Annotated in this window: 16 protein-coding genes and 1 pseudogene; all 17 read left to right on the top strand. The window is 66.5% G+C overall.

Annotated features, from left to right (window positions below; all coding sequences use genetic code 11):
- Window positions 1-166 precede the first annotated feature (166 nt).
- The 17 genes and pseudogenes from HPF_RS19545 to HPF_RS19465 all read left to right on the top strand — a co-directional run bounded on the left by HPF_RS19545 (window position 167) and on the right by HPF_RS19465 (window position 17,026).
- Complete coding sequence (locus HPF_RS19545; protein ID WP_133157595.1) at window positions 167-4,057, top strand: DUF3683 domain-containing protein; 3,891 nt, start codon at window positions 167-169, stop codon at window positions 4,055-4,057.
- A 17-nt stretch (window positions 4,058-4,074) separates the two neighbouring features.
- Window positions 4,075-4,488, top strand: a complete 414-nt coding sequence (locus HPF_RS19540) for a gamma-butyrobetaine hydroxylase family protein (RefSeq protein WP_066153022.1) — start codon at window positions 4,075-4,077, stop codon at window positions 4,486-4,488.
- 20 nt (window positions 4,489-4,508) lie between these two features.
- Window positions 4,509-5,240 (top strand): bifunctional demethylmenaquinone methyltransferase/2-methoxy-6-polyprenyl-1,4-benzoquinol methylase UbiE, encoded by a 732-nt coding sequence (gene ubiE, locus HPF_RS19535; RefSeq protein ID WP_066153025.1) that lies wholly within the window; start codon window positions 4,509-4,511, stop codon window positions 5,238-5,240.
- A gap of 108 nt (window positions 5,241-5,348) precedes the next feature.
- A pseudogene (locus tag HPF_RS19530) lies at window positions 5,349-5,882 on the top strand (Tim44 domain-containing protein); the annotation flags it as partial.
- A gap of 86 nt (window positions 5,883-5,968) precedes the next feature.
- The gene (locus tag HPF_RS19525; RefSeq protein WP_066153031.1) at window positions 5,969-6,490 is read left to right on the top strand and encodes a ubiquinone biosynthesis accessory factor UbiJ; all 522 of its coding nucleotides are present in this window, start codon (window positions 5,969-5,971) and stop codon (window positions 6,488-6,490) included.
- A complete protein-coding gene (gene ubiB / locus HPF_RS19520; RefSeq protein ID WP_133157594.1) occupies window positions 6,487-8,052 on the top strand; it encodes a ubiquinone biosynthesis regulatory protein kinase UbiB in 1,566 nt (521 codons plus the stop codon). The genes HPF_RS19525 and ubiB overlap by 4 nt, the downstream gene beginning before the upstream one ends.
- 159 nt (window positions 8,053-8,211) lie before the next feature.
- The gene (locus tag HPF_RS19515) at window positions 8,212-8,517 is read left to right on the top strand and encodes an FmdB family zinc ribbon protein (protein ID WP_127804467.1); all 306 of its coding nucleotides are present in this window, start codon (window positions 8,212-8,214) and stop codon (window positions 8,515-8,517) included.
- 22 nt (window positions 8,518-8,539) lie between these two features.
- Window positions 8,540-9,205 carry a DUF502 domain-containing protein gene (locus tag HPF_RS19510; RefSeq protein ID WP_133157593.1) on the top strand — a complete coding sequence of 222 codons (666 nt, stop codon included), beginning with the start codon at window positions 8,540-8,542 and terminating at the stop codon, window positions 9,203-9,205.
- 48 nt (window positions 9,206-9,253) lie between these two features.
- A complete protein-coding gene (aspS, locus tag HPF_RS19505; RefSeq protein ID WP_133157592.1) occupies window positions 9,254-11,056 on the top strand; it encodes an aspartate--tRNA ligase in 1,803 nt (600 codons plus the stop codon).
- Between the two features lie 66 nt (window positions 11,057-11,122).
- Window positions 11,123-11,593: a dihydroneopterin triphosphate diphosphatase gene (gene nudB / locus HPF_RS19500; protein WP_133157591.1), complete on the top strand. Its 471-nt coding sequence runs from the start codon at window positions 11,123-11,125 to the stop codon at window positions 11,591-11,593.
- A gap of 166 nt (window positions 11,594-11,759) precedes the next feature.
- Window positions 11,760-11,903: a hypothetical protein gene (locus HPF_RS23710; RefSeq protein ID WP_157576127.1), complete on the top strand. Its 144-nt coding sequence runs from the start codon at window positions 11,760-11,762 to the stop codon at window positions 11,901-11,903.
- 51 nt (window positions 11,904-11,954) lie between these two features.
- Window positions 11,955-12,683 carry an endonuclease/exonuclease/phosphatase family protein gene (locus HPF_RS19490; RefSeq protein ID WP_133157590.1) on the top strand — a complete coding sequence of 243 codons (729 nt, stop codon included), beginning with the start codon at window positions 11,955-11,957 and terminating at the stop codon, window positions 12,681-12,683.
- Between the two features lie 44 nt (window positions 12,684-12,727).
- Window positions 12,728-14,011, top strand: a complete 1,284-nt coding sequence (gene clsB, locus HPF_RS19485; protein ID WP_066153423.1) for a cardiolipin synthase ClsB — start codon at window positions 12,728-12,730, stop codon at window positions 14,009-14,011.
- Window positions 14,012-14,057: 46 nt separating this feature from the next.
- A complete protein-coding gene (folE, locus tag HPF_RS19480; RefSeq protein ID WP_133157589.1) occupies window positions 14,058-14,792 on the top strand; it encodes a GTP cyclohydrolase I in 735 nt (244 codons plus the stop codon).
- 10 nt (window positions 14,793-14,802) lie between these two features.
- The gene (locus HPF_RS19475; protein ID WP_133157588.1) at window positions 14,803-15,228 is read left to right on the top strand and encodes a BLUF domain-containing protein; all 426 of its coding nucleotides are present in this window, start codon (window positions 14,803-14,805) and stop codon (window positions 15,226-15,228) included.
- Window positions 15,229-15,290: 62 nt separating this feature from the next.
- Window positions 15,291-16,172, top strand: a complete 882-nt coding sequence (locus HPF_RS19470) for an EamA family transporter (protein WP_079366851.1) — start codon at window positions 15,291-15,293, stop codon at window positions 16,170-16,172.
- 5 nt (window positions 16,173-16,177) lie between these two features.
- Complete coding sequence (locus HPF_RS19465) at window positions 16,178-17,026, top strand: DUF429 domain-containing protein (RefSeq protein ID WP_133157587.1); 849 nt, start codon at window positions 16,178-16,180, stop codon at window positions 17,024-17,026.
- The last annotated feature ends 16 nt before the right edge of the window (window positions 17,027-17,042 follow it).

The raw sequence follows: 17,042 nt of genomic DNA, 5'->3' as shown, positions 1-17,042 counted from the left end.
CGGTTTCGATGACACAAAAAAAGCCAGCCTAGGCAACGAATGTGACCAAGGCATTGCAGCTTTCTTTCCGAAAGGTGACAACAAGGGCTTTCCATGAGACGGTGTCGCGCATGTTGCGCTGCGGTACCATCCTTGGCTCAGCTCCGTTTGCTGGCCCATTTCCCTCATGAACGCCCCCACGCCGCTTCCGCTTCTGGAAACCGCTGCAGACGAATCCCCCCGTTTGCGCGAGATTCCCTACAACTACACATCTTTCTCGGATCGTGAAATCGTGATGCGGTTGTTGGGCTCCCGGGCCTGGGCGCTGCTGGACGAACTGCGCGGCGAGCGGCGCACCGGCCGCTCCGCCCGCATGCTGTACGAGGTGCTGGGCGACATCTGGGTCGTGCAGCGCAACCCCTACCTGCAGGACGACCTGCTCGACAACCCCAAGCGCCGCTCGGCGCTCGTTGATGCCCTGCACCACCGTCTGGGCGAGGTGCAGAAGCGCCGCACGCCGCAGGACGACCCGGGGCGCGACGAGTCGGTGGGTCAGCTGCTGGCCGCAGCCAGGGCCGCAGTCGAGTCGTTTGCCCGCTCTTTTGAAGAGATGGCCGAACTGCGCCAGCGCACGAACAAGGTGCTGCGCAAGCTGACCGCCAAGGACAACATCAAGTTCGACGGCCTCTCGCGCGTGTCCCACGTGACCGACGCAACCGACTGGCGCGTGGAGTACCCGTTCGTCGTGCTCACGCCCGACACCGAGGCCGAGATGGCGCACCTGGTCAAGGGCTGCGTGGAGCTGGGCCTGACCATCATCCCGCGCGGGGGCGGCACCGGCTACACCGGGGGCGCCATCCCGCTGACCTGGAAGAGCGTGGTCATCAACACCGAGAAGCTCGAAGCCATGACCGAGGTCGAGCATGTCTCGATTCCGGGTCACGCGCAACCGGTGGCCACGGTGTGGACCGAGGCCGGTGTGGTCACCCAGCGCGTGGCCGATGCGGCCGAACGCGCCGGCTATGTGTTTGCGGTGGACCCGACCTCGGCCGAGGCCTCCTGCGTGGGCGGCAACATCGCCATGAACGCCGGTGGCAAGAAGGCCGTGCTCTGGGGCACGGCACTGGACAATCTGGTGAGCTGGCGCATGGTGACGCCGCAGGCCGAGTGGCTCGAGGTGACTCGCCTGGACCACAACCTGGGCAAGATCCACGACGCCGAGGTCGCGACCTTCGAACTCAAGTACTTCGCCGCCGACGGCAAGACACCGCTGCGCACCGAACAGCTGGCCATTCCGGGCCGGACCTTTCGCAAGGAAGGCCTGGGCAAGGACGTGACCGACAAGTTCCTCAGCGGCCTGCCGGGCATCCAGAAGGAAGGCTGCGACGGCCTGGTCACCAGCGGCCGCTGGGTGGTGCACCGCATGCCCGAGCACACCCGCACCGTGTGCCTGGAGTTCTTCGGCAACCCCAAGGACGGCGTGCCCTCGATCGTCGAGATCAAGGACTTCATGTTCGCCGAGCAGAAGCGCAGCGGCACCCTGCTGGCCGGCCTGGAGCATCTGGACGACCGCTACCTCAAGGCCGTGGGTTACGCGACCAAGAGCAAGCGCGGCACCCTGCCCAAGATGGTCCTGATCGGCGACATCGTGGGTGACGACGCTGATGCCGTGGCGCGCGCCACCAGCGAGGTGATCCGCCTGGCCAACGGCCGCAGCGGCGAGGGTTTCATCGCCATCAGCTATGAAGCGCGCAAGAAGTTCTGGCTCGACCGCAAGCGCACCGCGGCCATCAGCAAGCACACCAACGCCTTCAAGATCAACGAAGACGTGGTGATCCCGCTGCCGCGCATGGGCGAGTACACCCTGGGCATTGAGCGCATCAACATCGAGCTCTCGCTGCGCAACAAGCTCAAGCTGTGCGATGCGCTGGAGGCCTTCTTTGCCCGGGGCAGCCTGCCGCTGGGCAAGACCGACGACGCCAACGACCTGCCCAACGCCGAGCTGCTGGAAGACCGCGTGCAGCAGGCGCTGGCGATGGTGCGCGAGGTGCGCGACCTGTGGGCTGGCTGGCTGCGCGACGTCGACACATTGTTCCCTCAGCTGCAGGACCACTCGCTGCGCGCGAGCTGGAAGACGCAGATCCGCACCCCGCTTCAGCAGATCTTCAGCGGCGCGGCTTTCGGCCCCATCCTGGCGGAGTGCAATGCCATCCACAAGCGTGTGCTCAAGGGTCGCGTCTGGGTGGCGCTGCACATGCACGCCGGCGACGGCAACGTGCACACCAACATCCCGGTCAACAGCGACGACTACGAAATGCTGCAGACCGCACACGAGGCGGTGGCCCGCATCATGGTGCTGGCGCGCAGCCTGGACGGCGTGATTTCGGGTGAGCACGGCATCGGCATCACCAAGCTCGAATTCCTGACCGACGACGAGCTGAGCCCGTTCGCCGAATACAAGGCCAAGGTCGATCCCGAGGGTCGCTTCAACAAGGGCAAGCTGCTGCGGGGCGGCGCACACCAGGCGCTGGTGGAACGCGATGCGAGCGTGCGCCAGGCCGATCTGGCCAATGCCTATACGCCCTCGTTCGGCCTGATGGGCCACGAGTCGCTGATCATGCAGCAGAGCGACATCGGCGCGATCGCCGATTCGGTCAAGGACTGCCTGCGCTGCGGCAAGTGCAAGCCTGTCTGCGCCACCCACGTGCCGCGCGCCAACCTGCTCTATAGCCCGCGCAACAAGATCCTGGCGACCTCGCTGCTGATCGAGGCTTTCCTGTATGAAGAGCAGACGCGCCGCGGCATCAGCATCAAGCACTGGGAAGAGTTCGAAGACGTGGCCGACCACTGCACGGTGTGCCACAAGTGCTACACGCCCTGTCCGGTGAAGATCGACTTCGGCGACGTGTCGATGAACATGCGCAACCTGCTGCGCAAGATGGGCCAGAAGAGCTGGAGGCCGGGCAACGCGGCGGCCATGTTCTTCCTCAACGCCACCAACCCCGAGACCATCAAGTTCATGCGCTCGGCCATGGTGGACGTGGGTTTCAAGGCCCAGCGCCTGGCCAACAACCTGCTCAAGCCCGCCGCACGGGCGCAGACCAATGCGCCGCCGGCCAGCCTGGGGCCAGCGCCGGTCAAGGAGCAGGTGATCCACTTCATCAACAAGAAGATGCCGGGTAGCCTGCCCAAGAAGACGGCGCGCGCGCTGCTGGACATCGAGGACAAGGACTACGTTCCGATCATTCGCAACCCGCAAGGCACGACCAGCGAGACCGAGGCGGTGTTTTACTTTCCGGGTTGTGGTTCGGAGCGCCTGTTCAGCCAGGTCGGTCTGGCGACCCAGGCCATGCTGTGGCATGCGGGCGTGCAGACCGTGCTGCCGCCGGGTTATCTGTGCTGCGGCTACCCGCAGCGCGGCTCGGGCCAGTACGACAAGGCCGAGAAGATGATCACCGACAACCGGGTGCTGTTCCACCGTGTGGCCAACACGCTGAATTACCTGGACATCAAGACGGTGGTGGTCTCCTGCGGCACGTGCTACGACCAGCTGCAGGGCTACAAGTTTGAGGAAATTTTCCCCGGCTGCCGCATCATCGACATCCACGAGTACCTGCTGGAGAAGGGCATTACCTTGCCGGCCGGGCAGGGGGGCTACCTGTACCACGAGCCCTGCCACAACCCGATGAAGCTCCAGGATTCCCTGAAGACCGTCAAGGCACTGGTGGGCGATGGCGTGATCAAGAGCGAGCGCTGCTGCGGTGAGAGCGGCACGCTGGGCGTGAGCCGCCCCGACATCTCGACCCAGGTGCGCTTCCGAAAAGAAGAGGAAATCCGAAAGGGTGAAGCGGCTCTGCGCGCGGCGGGTACGGTGGGCGAAAAAGCCAACGTCAAGATGCTCACGTCCTGCCCCAGCTGCCTCCAGGGGCTGTCCCGCTACACCGACGACCTGCAGAACGGCCTGCTGGAGGCCGACTACATCGTGGTCGAAATGGCGCGCCAGATCCTGGGCGAGAACTGGTTGCCCGAATACGTCGAGAAAGCGAACCAGGGCGGTATCGAGCGCGTGCTGGTCTGAACACATTGGAGGCCCCCATGGCTGGACTCAACAAGGACACCCCGACGCCGCAGGACATCACCGTGCACAGCGCCTCGCGCGTGCTGGAGGTGGCGTTTTCCGACGGTGCGCACTTCCGCATCCCGTTCGAGCTGATGCGCGTCTACTCGCCTTCGGCCGAGGTGCAGGGCCACGGGCCTGGACAGGAAACGCTGCAGACCGGCAAGCGCGATGTGACCCTGGTGGCGCTGGAGCCAGTGGGCAACTACGCGGTGCAGCCCACCTTCTCGGATGGCCATGATTCCGGGATCTACGCCTGGGATTACCTGTATTTCCTGGGATCGCAGCAGGAACAACTCTGGAACGATTACCACCAGCGGCTTCAGGCCGCGGGGGTGGACCGCGATGCACCGATGCCGGAAAAGGGCGGGCACGCCTGCGGCAGCCACTGACCCCGACGGAGACCCATTCCATGGCCACGACCCATTTCGGCTTCCAGACCGTCGACGAACAGGAGAAGGCGAAACACGTGCGCAGCGTGTTCGATTCGGTCGCGCCCAAGTACGACGTGATGAACGACCTCATGTCGGCCGGCCTGCACCGCATCTGGAAGCGCTACACCATCACCGTGGCCAACCCGCAACCGGGCCAGCAGGTGCTGGACATCGCGGGCGGCACCGGCGACCTCTCGCGTGCATTTGCCCGGCGCGTGGGCCCGACCGGCCGGGTGGTGCACACCGACATCAACGAGGCCATGTTGCGCGAAGGCCGCAATCGCCTGCTTGATGAAGGCCTGGTGCTGCCGACCATGGTCTGCGACGCCGAGAAGCTGCCATTTGCCGACAACAGCTTCGATTTCGTTTCGGTCGCCTTCGGTTTGCGCAACATGACGCACAAAGACCAGGCCCTGTCGGAGATGCGCCGCGTCCTCAAGCCGGGGGGCAGATTGCTGGTGTTGGAGTTTTCCCGCGTCGCCAAGCCGTTGGAAAAGGCTTATGACTGGTATTCGTTCAACGTGTTGCCGAAGCTGGGTCAGATGGTGGCGGGCGATGCCCACAGCTACCAGTACCTGGCGGAGTCGATCCGCATGCATCCCGGGCAGGAGGAACTGCGCCAGCTGATGAAGTCGGTGGGCTTTGGTCATGTGGACGTGCACAACCTCAGCGCGGGGGTGGTGGCACTCCACGTCGGTATCAAGTGTTGATGACGGGGACAAGAGGAGGACAGCGTCATGGAAGCTCGGTGGTGGTCGGATTTGCTTGGGGGGCGCCGTGCGCAGCGCAAGACGCTGCGCCGCAACGAGTCCACGACCGGAGCGCCCGGCCTGCTGGCAGGGGTGGGGCCGGACGGCGCGGTGTCGGCGCCCCGGGGATACAGCCCCAAGAACGTGGGCAACGACGCGTCGGCGCGGCCCTGGGAATCTCTGGCGGATGCTCCGCGTCCGCCCGAACCGGCTGGCCAGAATGCCGGAGGGTTTGATGCCGAAAGCTTCCTGCGGGCGTCCAAGACGAACTTCGTGAATCTCCAGGACGCCTGGGACCGCTCCGACATTGCCAGCCTGCGCGCCATGATGACCGGCGGCATGCTGGCCGAGATCCAGACCCAGCTGGCCGAGCGCGAGCGCGCCGGTGCCGCCCCGAACAAGACCGAGGTGGTCATGCTGGAAGCGCAGTTGCTCGGTCTGGAGGAGCAGGACGAAGCCTACCTGGCGAGCGTCGAGTTCTCCGGTCTGATCCGCGAGGACCCGTCGGCTGGCCCGAACCCGTTCCGGGAGATCTGGAACATCACCCGCCCCAAGTCCGGGGATGCTGGCTGGCTGGTGGCCGGGGTGCAGGCGCTGCGGTAAAAGGCGGCACGGTTATCCGTCAGAATCGGGGGATCATGAACAGTGAATCCCCCAACCATTCGACCAGTTCCCGTTCTCCTTTGGGCATGCTCCAGTCCCTGCTGGGCAGTGTCCGGCCGCCCGAATGGGTGGTGGACGAGGTCCAGAACCGGGTGGTGCTGTTCCTCAACCACGTCCTGATGCAGGAACCCCAGGCGCAGCAGCGTCTGCGCCGCCAGTTGGGCAAGCCGGTGCGCGTGGCCTGGGGCGACTTCCACCTCACGCTCGCTCCCACCGCCGCCGGCCTGCTGGAGCGGCCGGCCGGCGACCGGCAACCCGAACTGCACGTGACCGTGACCCAGACCTCGCCTTTCGCCCTGGCCCAGCAGGTGCTGGGCGGCGAGCGACCGAATGTCGACATCCAGGGCGATGTGCAGCTGGCGGCCGAGGTGGCCTGGCTGGTGGACAACGTGCGCTGGGACGTCGAGGAAGACCTGTCGCGGCTGGTCGGTGACGCCGCTGCGCACACTCTGGTGGGTGGCGCCAAGTCGGCGGTGGCCGGCATCAAGGCATTCGTCGGTCGCCGTTCGCCGACCGAACCGGGTCACAGCGACGGACGCTCGGCATGACGCGGTTGTTCCGCGGCTTGTTCATCGTCTGGGTGGTGCTGCGCCACGGCCTGGACGAGCTGGTGTTGTCCAGTTTCCAGCGGCCAGGCATCCGGCTGCTGACGCGCATTGTGTCGGTTGGTCGCAACCTGGATGCCCCGCGCGGCCAGCGCCTGCGCGAGGCGCTGGAGCGCCTGGGGCCCATCTTCGTCAAGTTCGGTCAGGTGCTCTCGACCCGGCGCGACCTGTTGCCGTCCGACATCGCCGACGAACTGGCGCGCTTGCAGGACCGGGTGCCGCCGTTCGACAGTGCCATCGCCGTGGCCACCATCGAACGCGCCTTTGGCAAGCCGCTGGATGCGGTGTTCAGCCATTTCGACCACACACCGGTGGCCAGCGCCTCGATCGCCCAGGTGCACTTCGCCATCTTGCGGGACGGACGCCACGGCGGGCGCGAGGTGGCGGTGAAGGTGCTGCGGCCCAACATGCTGCCGGTGATCGAGAAAGACCTGAGCCTGATGCGCATGATGGCCGGCTGGGTCGAAAAGCTCTCGGCCGATGGCAAGCGGCTCAAGCCGCTGGAGGTGGTCGCAGAGTTCGACAAGTACCTGCACGACGAGCTGGACCTGCTGCGGGAAGCCGCCAACGCGGCCCAGCTGCGCCGCAACATGGCGGGCCTCAATCTGGTGCTGATTCCGGAGATGTTCTGGGACTACTGCCACACCGAGGTGATGGTGATGGAGCGCATGCATGGGGTGCCCATCAACCGGGTGGACGAGCTGCGCCAGAAAGGCGTGGACATACCCAAGCTGGCGCGCGATGGTGTGACCATCTTCTTCACCCAGGTGTTCCGCGACGGGTTTTTCCACGCTGACATGCACCCGGGCAACATCCAGGTCAGTGTCGATCCGGCCACCTTCGGTCGTTACATCTCGCTCGATTTCGGCATCGTCGGCACGCTGACCGAGTTCGACAAGGAATACCTGGCGCAGAACTTCACTGCCTTCTTCCGGCGCGACTACAAGCGCGTGGCCGAGCTGCACATCGAAAGCGGCTGGGTGCCGCCCGAGACCCGGGTGGACGAGCTGGAATCGGCCATCCGCGCGGTGTGCGAACCGTACTTCGACCGCCCGCTCAAGGAAATCTCGCTCGGCATGGTGCTGATGCGCCTGTTCCAGACCTCGCGCCGCTTCCATGTGGAAATCCAGCCCCAGCTGGTGCTGCTGCAGAAAACCCTGCTCAACATCGAAGGTCTGGGCCGCGATCTGGACCCGGAGCTGGACCTGTGGAACACCGCCAAGCCCTTCCTGGAGAAGTGGATGCTGGAGCAGGTCGGCCCGCAGAAACTGCTGCAGCAGCTCAAGGCCGAGGCGCCGCAGTACGCCAAGCTGCTGCCGGCGCTGCCGCGCCTGCTGCAGGACTACCTGCAGCACCGGCCGCACCAGCTGAGGGCCGAACTGGACGAACTCATGGCGGAGCAGCGGCGGACCAACCGCCTGCTGCAGTACATCATCTACGGCGGGATCGGCTTCGTGCTGGGGCTGATCGTCACCCAGGTGATGCTGCGCATCCGCCTGTGGTGAGGGGTCGACCGGCGGGCTGCCCTTGAAGGCGCGGGTGGGGTGCCCCACCTATAATAACGGGTTTTGTTCAACTTCCCGGCGCCCCGCCGTGTTTGCACCGCCGAGGTGCATTTCGGGCCCTTGGGGCTGTGGTCGCCGGGCCATTCCACCGTTCACGCCATGCCGATCTATGCCTACAAGTGCGAGTCCTGCGGCCATGCCAAGGACGTCCTGCAGAAAATCTCCGACGCGCCGCTGACGGAATGCCCGGCCTGCGGCGCCGCCACATTCAGCAAGCAGCTGACCGCCGCCGGTTTCCAGCTCAAGGGTTCGGGCTGGTACGCGACCGACTTCAAGGGCGGCTCAGGTGGCACGGCCGCCGCGGCCACTGGCACGGCAGCCGCGTCCTCGACCGAGTCCAAGCCGGCCGAAACGGCCAGCGCCGCACCGGCCACCCCCTGTGGCGGCTCCTGCGCCTGCCACTGATCGAAACGGAAAGACCTTCCCTGTGGCCAACCTGCGCAAGTGGCTGTTCTCGGGCCTGCTGGTCCTGGTGCCCCTGATCATCACCCTCTGGGTGCTGGACTGGGTGGTGTCCACGCTCGACCAGACCTTGCGCATCCTGCCCGGTGCCTGGCAGCCGGACCAGCTGTTCGGCTTTCATGTGCCCGGCCTGGGCGTGATCTTTGCGCTGGTGGTGGTGCTTTCCATCGGCGCCCTGGCGTCCAACATCATCGGCCACCAGTTGGTGAACTGGTGGCACGCCCTGCTGCACCGCATTCCGGTGGTGCGCTCCATCTACTCGGGCGTCAAGCAGGTCTCCGACACCCTGTTCTCCGAGAAGGGCAATGCCTTCCGCAAGGCCCTGCTGGTGCAGTGGCCGCAGGAGGGCATGTGGACCATCGCGTTTCTGACGGGCACGCCCCAGGGCGAGGTGCTGCAGCAGCTGCGTACCAAGCCGGTCAGTGCCGCCGACGAAGACTTCGTCAGCGTCTACGTGCCCACCACCCCCAACCCCACGGGCGGCTACTTCGTCATGGTGCGCGCGCGCGACTGCGTGGAGCTGCAGATGTCGGTGGATGAAGCGCTGACCTACATCGTCTCCATGGGTGTGATCGTGCCCGGTGGACCCAAGAACCCCAACCTCAAGGCGACCGCTTCCGCGACCGCCTGATACCCGGGGCTGCCGCTGTGCAGCCCGCCTGCTGAAAGAAGAACCGATATGGCCATGCGTTCCCACTATTGCGGTCTGGTGACCGAAGCCCTGCTGGGGCAAACCGTGCAACTCTGCGGCTGGGTGAACCGCCGCCGCGACCATGGCGGTGTGATCTTCATCGACCTGCGCGACCGCGAAGGCTACGTGCAGGTGGTCTGCGATCCGGACCGCCCGGACATGTTCAAGACCGCCGAAGACGTGCGCAACGAATTCTGCGTGCAGGTCACCGGTCTGGTGCGCGCCCGCCCCGCCGGCACCACCAACGACAAGCTCAAGAGCGGCCAGATCGAGGTGCTCTGTCACGAGCTGAAGGTGCTCAACCCCTCGGTCACGCCGCCGTTCCAGCTGGACGACGACAACCTGAGCGAGACCACGCGCCTGACGCACCGCGTGCTGGACCTGCGCCGCCCCTACATGCAGAACAACCTGATGCTGCGCTACCGCGTGGCCATGGAAGTGCGCAAGTTCCTGGACGCCAATGGCTTCGTCGACATCGAGACCCCGATGCTGACCAAGAGCACGCCCGAGGGTGCGCGCGACTACCTCGTGCCCAGCCGCGTGCACGACGGCCACTTCTTCGCGCTGCCGCAGTCGCCCCAGCTGTTCAAGCAGCTGCTGATGGTCGCGGGCTTTGATCGTTATTACCAGATCACCAAGTGCTTCCGCGACGAGGACCTGCGCGCCGACCGCCAGCCCGAGTTCACCCAGATCGATATAGAGACCTCGTTCCTGACCGAGCAGGACATCCGCGACATGTTCCAGGGCATGATCAAGACGGTGTTCCAGAACGTGCTGAACGTGGATCTGGGCGAGTTCCCGGTCATGGCCTACGGCGAAGCCATGCACCGCTACGGTTCCGACAAGCCCGACCTGCGCGTGAAGATGGAGTTCACCGAGCTCACCGACGTGATGGCCGACGTGGACTTCAAGGTCTTCAGCGCGCCCGCCACCATGAAGAACGGCCGCGTGGTCGCCCTGTGCGTGCGCGGCGGCGCCGAGATGAGCCGCAGCGAGATCGACGCCTACACCGAGTTCGTCAAGATCTACGGCGCCAAGGGCCTGGCCTGGATCAAGGTCAACGAAGTGGCCAAGGGCAAGGACGGCCTGCAGTCGCCCATCGTCAAGAACCTGCACGACAAGGCGATTGCCGAGATCCTCTCGCGCACTGGTGCGCAGGACGGCGACATCATCTTCTTCGGCGCTGACAAGGCCAAGATCGTCAACGACGCCATCGGCGCGCTGCGCCTGAAGATCGGCCACAGCGAACTGGGCAAGAAGAACGGCCTGTTCGAGGACCGCTGGGCGCCGATGTGGGTGGTGGACTTCCCGATGTTCGAACACGATGAGGAAGAAGACCGCTGGACGGCCGTGCACCACCCCTTCACCGCACCCAAGGACGGCCACGAGGACTGGATGGTCACCGCGCCCGAGAAGTGCATCGCCAAAGGCTACGACATGGTGCTCAACGGCTGGGAAATCGGTGGCGGCTCGGTCCGCATCCACCGTGCCGATGTGCAGCAGAAGGTGTTCGACGCGCTGAAGATCACGCCCGAAGAGGCGCAGCTCAAGTTCGGCTTCCTGCTGGACGCGCTGCAGTACGGCGCCCCCCCGCACGGCGGCCTGGCCTTCGGCCTGGACCGCATCGTCACGCTGATGACCGGCGCCGAGTCGATCCGCGACGTGATCGCCTTCCCCAAGACCCAGCGCGCCCAGTGTCTGCTGACCCAGGCGCCCAGCCCGGTGGACGAGAAGCAGCTGCGCGAGCTGCACATCCGCCTGCGCAATCCGGATGCGGTCAAGACGGCCTGAGCAGCGCTTCGGCTAGGATGAAAAGGCGCCTGTGGGCGCCTTTTTTGTTCCGTCTTTTGCTTCACCGTGTCGTCCTCTTCCCCCTACAAGATCCCTGAATCGGTGCTGGTGGTGATCCATACCCCGGCGCTGGAGGTGTTGCTGATCGAGCGGGCCGAGTCACCGGGGTTCTGGCAGTCGGTGACCGGGTCCAAGGATGCGTGGGACGAGCCTTTTGAAGCCACTGCTGCGCGCGAGGTGGCGGAAGAAACCGGCCTGGATGTGTTCGCGCCAGGTCACCGGCTCAGCGACTGGGGCCTGCAGAACATCTACGAGATCTATCCGCAGTGGCGCCATCGGTACGCGCCCGGGGTGGTCCTGAACACCGAGCGGGTGTTCGGTCTGTGCGTGCCCGAGGCGCGGCCGGTGGTGCTGAACCCGCACGAGCACCGCGCGCAGGTGTGGCTGCCCCGGCTGGAGGCGGCGGACCGGTGCTACTCGTTCTCCAACGCGGAGGCCATCCTGCAGTTGCCACGCATCTTTCAAGCAGAAAGATAGGCTTTCTGCAACCTTCGGCTAGGCCTGATCTTGTGTTGTTTTGCCAAATCTTCGGGACGGCCGTCACAGCGCCCCCGCTGAACCTGCTGCGGCTGGAGGAAGACCTGTCAGCGGCGCCCGGCGTCTGGGTCAAGCCGCGCGAGCCGATGGCGCAGCTGGGTGGTGGATGCCTGCATCGAAGAGGCGCAGGCGGGGCCACGTGGTGCGCGGCGCGCTGTTCCGGGTGCGCATCGAGGGCGAGGCCGAGTCGCTGGCCGCGGGGGTGTTCCGCAAGGTGGCATCTGTGCTGGTGCGGGAAGGCGGCTTCTAAGCCCCCAAGCTCCGCTGCTTGCGCGGGTTGCTGGCGTGCGATCATTCGTATATGAGCATCCTGCGAGTCGCGACCTACAACATCCACAAGGGCGTTCAGGGCCTGGGGCCGGTGCGCCGGCTGGAAATCCACAACCTGGCGCATGCGGTGGAACAGTTCGACGCCGACATCGTCTGCCTGCAGGAGGTGCGGCGCCACCACCGCAAGCTGGAAAAGCACTTCACCCGCTGGCCCGACCTGGAGCAGGCCGACTACCTCTCGCCCGAGGGTTATGAGTCGGTCTACCGCACCAATGCCGTGACGCGCCACGGCGAACACGGCAACGCCCTGCTGTCGCGCTGGCCGGTGCTGGACACCCGCCATTCGGACGTCTCCGACCACCGCTTCGAGCAGCGCGGCCTGCTGCACGTGCACCTGCTGATCGACGGGCGCGAGGTGCATGTGGTGGTGGTGCACTTCGGCCTCATCCACGCCAGCCGCGAGCGCCAGGTCCAGCGACTGGGGCGCTACGTGGCCCATGAGGTGCCGGCCGACGCGCCGCTGATCGTGGCCGGCGACTTCAACGACTGGGGCGCCCAGCTGCTCAAGCCCATGGCGGCGCTGGACCTGCGCACCTTCGACGGCATCCGGCTGCCGACCTACCCGGCGCGCCTGCCGATGCTGCACCTGGACCGCATCTACATGCGCGGGCTCAGGCCGGTGAGCGCGCATGTGCCGCACGGCCGGGCCTGGACGCGCATGTCCGACCACCTGCCGCTGATCGCCGAGCTGGAACTGTGAAAGCCGACGGACCTGTCGACCCCCCTTTGGCCGACGACAGGCCCTTGGCGCCGCCCAGACCTGGCCACCAGCTGCTGCTGCTCGAAGGTGGCGACGCGCTGTTCCCCGCGCTGGTCGAGGCGATGGACGCTGCCCGGCGCGTGGTGCACCTGGAAACCTACATCTTCGAATTCGCCGGCTCCGCGCTCAGTGTGGCCGAGGCGATGGAACGCGCCGCCCGCCGCGGCGTGCTGGTGCGCCTGGTGGTCGATGGCGTGGGCACGCCCAGGGTGCCAGAGGAGTGGCAGCGCCGCTTTGCCGCGGCCGGCGTGCGCTGGCGGGTGTATGCGCCGCTGGGCGGGCTGGGTCTGCTGATTCCCAGCAGCTGGCGGCGCCTGCACCGCAAGCTGTGTGTGGTCGACGGGCTGGTCGGATTCTGCGGCGGCATCAACATCATCGACGACCGCGACGACGTGTCGCTGGGCCGGCTCGAGGTGCCGCGGCTCGATTTCGCGCTACGCGTGGCCGGGCCGCTGGTGGAGGACATGGTGGACACCATGGAGACGCTGTGGTGGCGGCTGCAGGCCGTGCGCAAGGCGCGCGAGCGCGAGTTCCGGGCCGCCTGGGAGGCGTTCAAGGAAGCCCAGCCGGTGGGCGACTTCACGCGCTTGCTGCGCAAGGTCGAGCTCTACACCGGCTTCGGGTCGCGGGTCAACACCGACGCCGAAAGCGGAAGTTCGGTGCTGGTCAGCGACGGTCCGATGGGTGTCAACGACGCGCGGGCCACCCTGCTGCTGCGCGACAACGTGGGCCACCGGCACGACATCGAAAGGGCCTACCTCAAGGCCCTGGGCACGGCCCGACACGACATCGTGATCGCCAATGCCTATTTCATCCCCGGCCGCAAGCTGCGCAAGGCCCTGACCATGGCGGCGGCCCGCGGGGTGCGGGTGCGGCTGATGATGCAGGGCCGCTACGAGAACTTCTTCCAGTACCGCGCGGCCCGCCCGGTCTACCAGCGGCTGGTGGACGCCGGCATCGACATCCGCGAGTACGCGCCCAGCGCCCTGCACGCCAAGGTGGCGGTGGTGGACCGGGCCTGGGCCACGGTCGGCTCGACCAATCTGGACCCGCTGTCCCTGCTGTTGGCGCGTGAGGCCAACGTCATGACCACCGACCGGCGGTTCGCCGAACTGCTGCACCAGCGGCTGGACGTGCTGCTGGAACACGCGGGACAGAAACTGGACGCCCGGGCCCTGGACAGCCGCCCCTGGCACCAGCGCCTGCTGGACCGGATCGCCTTCATGGCCATGCGGACCCTGCTGTTCCTGACCGGCCACCGCTACTGAAACCCCTGGAGGCCGCGGGCCGGGGGTGCGGTGTTAGCATGATCCGATGCTGATGAAATCCGGAACACCCATGAGCAACCCTGAACAGCTGGACGACAGTGAAGGTACGCCCGTCTCGGTCAAGATCCGCGAGCGCCTGAAGGCCGCGCGCCACCGCTTCCACTCCAACGACAACATCGCCGACTTCATCGAGCCCGGCGAACTGGAGAAGCTGCTGGACGAGGTGACGGTCAAGATGCAGGGCGTGCTCGACGCGATGGTGATCGACACCGAGAACGACCACAACACCGGCGACACCGCGCGTCGTGTGGCCAAGATGTACCTCAAGGAGGTGTTCAACGGCCGCTACGTCAAGGGTCCGAGCGTCACCGAGTTCCCCAACGCCGAGCACCTCAACGAGCTGATGATCGTCGGCCCGATCACGGTGCGCAGCGCCTGCAGCCACCACTTCTGCCCGGTCATCGGCAAGATCTGGATCGGCGTCATGCCGAACGAGCACACCAACGTGATCGGCCTGTCCAAGTACGCGCGGCTGGCCGAATGGATCATGGGCCGCCCGCAGATCCAGGAAGAGGCGGTGGTGCAGCTGGCCGACCTGATCCAGGAAAAGACCCAGCCCGACGGCCTGGCCATCGTGATGGAAGCCAGCCACTACTGCATGGCCTGGCGCGGCGTGAAGGACATGGACAGCAAGATGATCAACTCGGTCATGCGCGGCGTGTTCCTCAAGGACCCCAACCTGCGCCGCGAATTCCTCTCCCTCATTCCCCGCAAATCCTGAGGAAGCCACCATGCTGGTACGCCTGCTCTACGTCAGCCGCGCGATCGACAAGGACTGCACCAAGTCCATGGAATCGATCCTCGAAACCTCCCGCGCCCACAACCTGAACCACGGCATCACCGGCGTGCTGTGTTACGGCGGCGGCATCTTCCTGCAAGCCATCGAGGGCGGGCGCGACGCGGTCAACACGCTCTACAACCACATCGTGCTCGACAAGCGCCACACCGACGTGGCGCTGCTGCACTACGAGGAAATCAGCGAGCGCCGCTTCGGCGGCTGGACCATGGGCACGGTCAACCTGGCCAAGCTCAACACCTCCATCGTTCTCAAGTACTCCGAGCGTCCCGAGTTCGACCCGTACCAGGTCTCGGGCAAGGTGTCGCTGGCCTTGCTCGAAGAGCTGATGGCGACTGCCAGCATCATTGGTCGGGCCTGACCCCTTCCCTCTGAGGCCGCAGTGCCCCGCTGACGGGCCTGCGGTCTTTCTTTTGGTTTCGAGTGACCCCCACCGCCTTCGCGCTCATCGTGCTTGCCGGCCTGATCCACGCCGGCTGGAACATCGTGGCCAAGAAGGCCGCGGGCGATGCGCGCTTCGCCTTCTTCACCGCCTTCATCATGATGCTGCTCTGGGCACCGCTGGGCTGGTGGCTGGGGCGCGACGTGGTGCCGACCTGGGGCCGCACCGAGTGGGCGCTGGTGGTGGCCAGCGGCGTGTTGCATGTCTTCTATTACGTGATCCTGTTGCGCGGCTACCGCAAGGCCGACCTTACGGTGGTCTACCCGCTGGCGCGCGGCAGCGGCCCGCTGCTGTCGTCGCTGGTCGCCATCGTGTTCCTGGGCGAGCGCATCTCGGCCCTGGGCGCGGCGGGCATCGCGGGCGTGGTGCTGGGCGTGTTCCTGATCGCGGGCGGTCCGGGCCTGTGGCGCGCGGCGCACGACCCGGTGGCGCGCAAGCGGGTGCGCAAGGGCATGTTCTACGGCGTGCTCACCGGCGCCTTCATCGCGTCCTACACCCTGGTCGACGGCTATGCGGTGCGCTGGCTGCTGATGTCGCCCATCCTGGTGGACTACATGGGCAACTTCGTCCGCGTGGCCTTGCTGGCGCCGGCCGTGCTGCGCGACCGCGCCACCGCCTGGGTGCTGTGGCAGAAGCAGTGGCGCTACGCCCTGGCCGTCGCGGCGGTCAGCCCCATCGCCTACGTGCTGGTGCTCTACGCGATGCAGCAGGCGCCGCTCTCGCACGTGGCCCCCGCACGCGAGGTGTCGATGCTGTTCGCGGCGCTGATCGGCGGCCAGCTGCTGGGTGAGGGTGAACGCGGTCTGCGCATCCTGGGGGCCTGCTGCATCGCGGCGGGCGTGGCGGCGCTGGGACTCGGGTGACGGCGATGGACAGGCACCCCGTCACCCTGCTGGGCTGCGACTTCACCAGCGCGCCCTCGAAGCGCAAGCCGGTCACACTGGCCGTGGGCCGCAGCGACCGCGGGCGCGTGCTGCTGGAGCGCATCGAGACCTTCGAGACCCTGGACGCCTGGCAGGCCCGGCTGGCCGAGTCGCCCGGCGGCGGCTGGGTCGGCGGTTTCGACCTGCCGTTCGGCCTGCCGCGCGAGCTGGTCGAAACCCTGGGCTGGCCCACCGCCTGGTGCGACTGCATGGCGCACTATGCGGCGCTCTCGCGCGAACAGATCCGCGATACCTTCGCGGCCTTCTGCGATGCGCGCCCCGCCGGTGGCAAGTTCGCCCACCGCGCCACCGACGGCCCGGCCGGGTCGAGCCCGAGCATGAAGTGGGTCAACCCGCCGGTGGCCTTCATGCTGCACGCGGGCGTGCCGCGCCTGATCGCCGCCGGTGCGAGCCTGCCCGGCCTGCACGAGGGTGACCCGCGGCGCGTGGCGCTGGAGACCTACCCCGGCCTGCTGGCGCGCAGTGTGCTCGGCAGCACCTCGTACAAGAGCGACGACCGGGCGAAGCAGACGCCCGAGCGACTGATCGCGCGCAAGACCCTGATCCACGCACTGGAGAGCGGCGATGCGCCGCTGCTGCACGGCGCCGGCCTGCGCCTCAAGCTCAGCCACGCCCAGCGCGACGCGCTGGCCGACGATGCCAGCGGCGACACCCTCGACGCGGTGCTCTGCCTGCTGCAGGCGGCCTGGGCGTTGCAGCAGCACACCTCGGGTCACCCCTGTTACGGTCTGCCACCATTTGACCCGCTTGAAGGCTGGATCGCCTCCGCCTGACATCCCGGACAATACC

The sequence above is a fragment of the Hydrogenophaga pseudoflava genome, from assembly GCF_004353865.1.
Classification (GTDB): Bacteria; Pseudomonadota; Gammaproteobacteria; order Burkholderiales; family Burkholderiaceae_C; genus Hydrogenophaga; species Hydrogenophaga pseudoflava.
The sequence above is the reverse complement of the archived record's forward strand: the minus strand, read 5'-3'. Positions and strand labels throughout refer to the sequence as shown.